Here is a 6,136-nt window from a genome sequence, read left to right on the forward strand (position 1 = left end):
ATTTTTGAGTGTTGTGGTGTTTGGGTAGACATAATGATGGGGAGAAACTGTCTGTATATTTTTTGTCTTTGCTTTTGCTTTTGGCATCGCAGCTTCCTTATAATTTTACGTTGTCCATAAGAGTGTTAAATTTCTCGAGTGAAATATTCCCCTTTGCGTATTCTTCTAAAATTTTGAGTGTTGTAGGATGAAGCGCTATTCCCTCTATCGTATGGGTGCTGATGGCTGCTTCAACGGCTTCACGGCGTTTTTTTAATTCTTCCTCTGTCATCGATAAAAGATTTTCTCTATTTCTGTTTCGTTGGTTTTCATGCATTTTTTCTCTTATTTGCAATTGTTGCTTTAAAAGAGCCTTTGGCAGCCGGTGTGATCTTTCTTTTAGTCACCTCCAAAGATGTTTCGTTGTTTGAAGGGATCGTAATAAATTTCTGTGACCTTAAATTTTCCTTCAATCCGTTTGCATTGGATGATGATATCAATCATCGAAATCAACAGTCCTCGAATATCATCACGCTCTAAATCACCACCGCCTTCACTTTCTTTGACCAAAAGGGTCATCTGCTCAAAGGCTGCAAGTGCTGTTGATGCGTGAACCGTCGTAATGGAACCTGGATGGCCTGAATTGACATTGCGGATATAATAAAAGGCTGTACCATCTCGAAGTTCTTGCAAAAGAATACGATCAGGACGCATCCGTAAAGATGATTCAAGCAACTCTTTGGGGCCAACGGAGGCTAAGCCTTGTCCATCTTTTGAATAGAACATTGAGACATGGTTAGGGTGTGGTATCACCAATTCTTGCGTGTCTTCAATGGTGATAATACGCTCTTCTTGAGGGATTTTGGCGATTAATGCTTTTGATAATGTTGTTTTACCCGAACCGGTTTTTCCCGCAATTAAAATATTTTTCTGACATTCTACAGCTTGATTTAAAAAAGAGACAAAGTCTTTATTACAGTAGGCATTGGCTAAATTATGCTCGATGATTTTGAGTTCGTTAAAACGAGAATGATAGTCATTCAAAGGTGTGAAAGAGACCTGTTCACAGAGCGAGAAGAGGCCTTTCTTGGCGAGTTCTTCGAGAGAAAAACTCTGCGATGATGGTTTACGAATTGTCATACTAATCGTGTCTTTTTCGACAGCCGGTGGAATGACAATTTGAATGCGCTCATTGCCTGGTAGCGTTGCAGATAATATTGGGTTTTTGTCCGATATGTTTTGCTTGGAATAGGAGGCGACAACTTTCGCAATCCCCATAAGCTCATTAAAAGAGAGAGCCGGTGCTTCTATTGTTTTCCATCCATCAAATCCTTCAGTCATGACTTGATAGGGACGATTGATAACAATTTCAAAAAGACTATCATCTTTCAAAAAAGCATTGATGGGTTCAAGTTTTGTGAGAACAATCGCAACGGTTTCATCGCACATGGTATGTAAGTTTGAGTTCATTCTAAAGTTACCGCAGAATTTTTGTAAAAGTTTCTTGAAACAGCTCGATTGATAATTTGTTTTTTGTTTTCGATGACTTTCAATTTATAAACGCTGGAAAAATCTAAATCGCGGGCAACAAAGATATTCACCATTTCCCCTTGGTTTTTGGATAATGTTGGAGGAATATTGGCGTAATTTTCTACGAGAATGTTTGCGATGTTTTGTCCTGAAGAGAGAGTTTCAGTTTCTTCTTTTTCCTGTTTTTTTGATAAACGTTTATTGGCATAGTGTGTTGCATCTTTTATTAGTGAGACAAGAAGCGCAGACCCAATCCTCTCGAGCCAATGGTTATCAATATCTCCATCCATACCAGAACGCCCTAAAGTATCCGTTGCCGGTGAAGCTAAGGATATAATGATACCATTGGGGGTTTTTGCTCTATTCCATAGTACAAAGAGACGTGTTTGGCCTTTTTTCAATCCGGCGCGATATTCACCAACAATTTGGGTGCCTTTATCAAGAAGCACAACACGACCATTGTCTGATAAGATATCTCTGGAGATGATACAACTGGCAAAACCTTGTTGATCACTGTTGATGGCTGTTTCTAAAATACAAGGAATAGAAGTTCCCATCGCGATGATGTAGTTTCGATTGCCAAGGGTTGAAGCACGAATACCTTCAAGCACTGTGGGTTTGAGAAGATGATTAAAACGTTGTGTCGTTTCATCAGATTTACTTTCAAGTTGGTGAGGCAAAGCACCATTATTTGTTTGTGAATCTATTTTGCTTTGTTGTGTACTTGCATAAGCTAATACAGGAGCACGTTGTGCTGCCTCCAGCAGTGAGTCATCAGAATTTAATTGATTGATGTTTGGTGTTGGTAGCTCGACTTTTGGTAATAGAGCGTTATTTCGTTGAGGCTGTTCAAAGGGGGGAGGGGTAGGCTTTGCAGGACGAAAAAGCTCTGTTTGTTTTATAACTTTTCCTTCTTTTGAAGATTCAACCGGTTGCTTTTTGTCTGTAACAAGTGTTGAATAGGCTAAATAAAGACAGACACTGAAAAGAATAATAAGAGCAATAGCTTTCCCCACATTGTTCTGTTGACTTTTCCCTTGAGCATTTTTTATTGTATCGCGATCATTAATGCTTTTTTCATCCACGGTGTTATTCATGGCTGCTTCCTAGGTTCACTTTACGTTGTACAGATGGTGATGTCGTACCTGTTTCAGGGTTAATTCCTTTTGGTACGAACCTTTTGTTAAAGATGCACAATACTTCATTCCCACGTCGTAGCGTGAATTGTGCAGATGTCGCATGGACAATAACCTTGTTGCCTTTAATCGATTTGGGAATAAGGGCTTCTTGCCCATCAGGCGATACAATGTAAATGGCAGGGATTTCAATGTTGCCTAAAAAGGTAAAGGTTGTTGTTTTCCCATTATCATAGACAGAAGCAGGTTCAATGAGGGATGAGCCTTGAGCTTCATAAGCCCAATTGCGTGGTCCAAAATCTTCATGGATATTTAAAATATCATTGACAAAGTTTTCTTCACGTTGTTTTTCTTTTTCTGCTTCGGCTAATTTCTTACGTAAGGCTTCATCTTCTGGATAACGAAACTTTACTAAGAAATACGTCTCATTACCCGCTGAAACATCGCCTTCACGGACTTGTAGCTCGAATTGATAAGAGCGTTGTGTTCCATCTTGGCGGCTTGTGACAATTTGTAAATTTGTCACAGGCTGGACTTCACGTGGTTTGAGAAAAACAAAGTGTCCAGCCGGTGCAACTTGCCAAGCAACCGAATTTCCAATTCCTACATAGGTTACTTCTTCATCAACGGCAAATTCTAGTTGAACCGAAGAGCGAATGGAGCCAATGATTTGTACGACGTTGTAGGGGTCATAATTGACAAATCTGATGCGGTTATCTTTACGTGCACTGATAGGCGCTGTTTCTGCAAGTGAGAGAACTGTGTGAAAGCTGAGAGTGATCGTAAAAATTAAAGAGATTGTTTGCAAAAGTCTGATCATTTTATCACCTCTGGATCAGATCTATATTCCGATACTTGAAAACCAAGAGGGTTGATAAGACGATCAGACGTTGAAATGTGTGCGTTCACGTAGGAAAAATTTAAGATTGAAATCCAATGGGAAATATTTTCTTTTTCATTCAAGTCTCTGATCGTTTTATAGTAACGAACTTGGATAAGATCTTTGCTTATAAAAGAGATTGATTTGATTGTGACGGTAGCAATCATGTTATGATAAATATTTTGCGGACTTTCTGGATTATTGCCCGCGTACCATTTTGCAAAACGGTTTTGTTCTTTTGGAGAAGATAAAAGAGAGACTAAGCGAAAATTGTTTTCTGCTTCTGATGCTTGAAAACCTTCACGAGCGCGAACGTATTGGCTGGCAAAATAACGCGTTATAGCTTCATCATAGTCGTTAGGAGATTCTTTTAGGGCGCTTACAGTATCAATAATGCCTGTTGAGTTATCAACGCGGATAACAAAAGGCTCTACCGTTTTCAAAGGCGTCAAAGCTGCGACAGCTAAAGCTAGCGCAATCGTCATCAATCCAAAAAGCACTGTTAAAGCCATGGAGATTTTCATCCGCACACGCATGCTATGCATGCGATCAATGTCAAATGAGCGCGCTTCTTTTATATATTCTTCAAGGGCATCACTTTTCACGCATAACCTCCACAGTTTTATCAGATCGTGCTTCATGAATAACCGGCTTTAATAAAGCTGAATTGGCTGTTACTTTTTCACTTTCCAAAGTATTGAGAATGATGGGAGTAGTAACAGGCTTTACGCTCTTTTCTGGGTAGACAATGTTTTTATTGTCCCAATTCCACTTATCTTTATTTAAAGCGCGTGTATGTTTGCCATTACAGCGTGGTGGTTTTTTAGGGCCACTCAAAGAGGCACAACCAGTAAGAGCCATTGTTAGGACCATAACAAAAGTTATTTTTTGTTTCATTTTTTAAACTCACAAATATCTTGGAATACAATGCATGAGAGCCTTTGTTCTGAACATTTTTACAAGTTTATGTGATGCAAGATTTCGATTGGTTTTGTTGTTAGACCCAAGGTGTTAGATCTTATCTGGAACAGGATCATGGCGCGTGCACCCTTTGGCGCACACAAGGAAAAAACAAAAATTCTTATTCTTTTAAAGAGGTGCTTTATCTTAAAATCGACCACGACCACCTCCAGATTTACCTGCTTTTGCGGCCGCCCCTGCCGCACTTCTAACAGCGTTACCAGCAGCTCCTGAGATTTGTGAAGTGGCACTTTTTACTGCATTGCCACTCGCTCTTGCACCATTTGAAAGCATTGTAAAAATCTGTCCTCCTGAAGAGACACCAGCGTTAAAGTATGGTCCGCCAGAGGCCAGCGCTGTTGCAATACCAGGAAGCGCACGGAAGATAATAACTCCTATGATCGAAATGACGATGACAGGGGGAAAAAGAACGTAAATTGATTCATATGAAACTTTGAGAACCTGTAGGATAACTTGACATATAATGGTTCCAAGCATGATTACGAGAACTTGTAAAATGGTAAAATTGATCAAAGTTGTAATCCATGCATCGGAGTATTTTCGCGTTGCATTGAACAAATACAAACTAATAAATAGAGGCCCAAGACCTATAATCATGACGAGTGCAACTTGTGCAAACATTTGCACAATAAAACCACCTATACAAAAAAGAATAACTGCGAGAAGCATGATAGAACCAAGAAGACCCACAATGATCTTTTCAAAAAACCAAGCATTGTATAAGACTTCTTGATAACGCGAACTTGCCTTTAACAAAATATAATCAAAAACATTGGAGCTTGCAGGATTACTGTTAAGCGCATTCCCAATAGCATTGGATAAATCATTAAAGAAAATATCCTTGACATAAGTATTAAATATATCCGCATTCGTTGCCATTGTTGTAACAACAACGATTTTAACAACATTATTGAGAAGACTATGCATGGAAAGCGCAACGCGACCTGTCATAACATTATAGCCATAAAGAAAGATAAAAATGATTGCAGCGAGATTTAAGGGCGCTGAAATAGCAGAAGATAGCCCACTCACCGTTGTGTCCATCACATTATCGAGGGGTTTTAAAATATACCCAGAAACGCTTTCAAAGGGAGAAAAACTAAAGTCTGACATTTGTACTCGTACTTTCAAGTTTTTCTTTTAATTGTTTTTCTTTTTCTTTTAATTGTGCCTCAAGATATTTATGCTTTTGTTGTTCCTTTTCTTCACGTAATTCATCTTTTGTTTTCGTATCTCTTGCTTGAATCATATCAAGAGACTGAAGTTTTAAAGAATTCACTTGAAGATCGGCTTGAAGAAGAGAAAGCTTTACTTGAAGATCTTGTCGAAGGGCTTGCAATTCTTCTGGTTTTGTTTCTGGTTTTGATTTAATATTTTCAAGTTGTTGACTTATTTCTTTGATTTTTTTTGCAGTGTCAGTTGCTGTTTTATAAATAGTTTCAGCTGTTTCTGATTTTGCAGCATTTAATTTTTGTGTGTTCTCGAGTGCTTGTTTATAATATTCATCTACATCGGGTGTCGTTTGTGATATTGCATGAGAAATAAAAGAAAAAGATAACAGTGTAACTAAGCCATATTTTTTCATTGATTTTTTCTCCTTTGATAAAATATGGGCAGCCATTTGTCAGGG

8 protein-coding genes are annotated in these 6,136 nt (G+C 38.6%); all 8 read right to left on the bottom strand.

Features of this window, described 5'->3' with window-relative positions:
* Positions 1-97: 97 nt before the first annotated feature.
* The 8 genes from ACFIO3_RS07210 to ACFIO3_RS07245 all read right to left on the bottom strand — a co-directional run bounded on the left by ACFIO3_RS07210 (position 98) and on the right by ACFIO3_RS07245 (position 6,091).
* Positions 98-316 carry an antitoxin VbhA family protein gene (locus tag ACFIO3_RS07210; protein WP_375607250.1) on the bottom strand — a complete coding sequence of 73 codons (219 nt, stop codon included), beginning with the start codon at positions 314-316 and terminating at the stop codon, positions 98-100.
* Between the two features lie 62 nt (positions 317-378).
* Complete coding sequence (virB11, locus tag ACFIO3_RS07215; RefSeq protein WP_375607251.1) at positions 379-1,449, bottom strand: P-type DNA transfer ATPase VirB11; 1,071 nt, start codon at positions 1,447-1,449, stop codon at positions 379-381.
* Positions 1,446-2,606 (bottom strand): type IV secretion system protein VirB10, encoded by a 1,161-nt coding sequence (virB10, locus tag ACFIO3_RS07220; RefSeq protein ID WP_375607252.1) that lies wholly within the window; start codon positions 2,604-2,606, stop codon positions 1,446-1,448. The genes virB11 and virB10 overlap by 4 nt, the downstream gene beginning before the upstream one ends.
* Positions 2,599-3,465 (bottom strand): P-type conjugative transfer protein VirB9, encoded by an 867-nt coding sequence (virB9, locus tag ACFIO3_RS07225; protein WP_375607253.1) that lies wholly within the window; start codon positions 3,463-3,465, stop codon positions 2,599-2,601. The genes virB10 and virB9 overlap by 8 nt, the downstream gene beginning before the upstream one ends.
* Positions 3,462-4,166, bottom strand: a complete 705-nt coding sequence (locus tag ACFIO3_RS07230) for a virB8 family protein (RefSeq protein ID WP_375614693.1) — start codon at positions 4,164-4,166, stop codon at positions 3,462-3,464. The genes virB9 and ACFIO3_RS07230 overlap by 4 nt, the downstream gene beginning before the upstream one ends.
* A complete protein-coding gene (locus ACFIO3_RS07235; RefSeq protein ID WP_375614692.1) occupies positions 4,120-4,422 on the bottom strand; it encodes a type IV secretion system protein VirB7 in 303 nt (100 codons plus the stop codon). The genes ACFIO3_RS07230 and ACFIO3_RS07235 overlap by 47 nt, the downstream gene beginning before the upstream one ends.
* A 210-nt stretch (positions 4,423-4,632) precedes the next feature.
* Positions 4,633-5,619, bottom strand: coding sequence for a type IV secretion system protein (locus ACFIO3_RS07240; protein ID WP_375607256.1), 987 nt, complete (start codon positions 5,617-5,619; stop codon positions 4,633-4,635).
* Positions 5,606-6,091, bottom strand: coding sequence for a type IV secretion system protein VirB5 (locus ACFIO3_RS07245; protein WP_375615252.1), 486 nt, complete (start codon positions 6,089-6,091; stop codon positions 5,606-5,608). Before ACFIO3_RS07245 ends, ACFIO3_RS07240 begins: the two co-directional genes overlap by 14 nt.
* Between the last annotated feature and the right edge of the window lie 45 nt (positions 6,092-6,136).

It is taken from the genome of Bartonella sp. AD328YNZD (assembly GCF_042196425.1).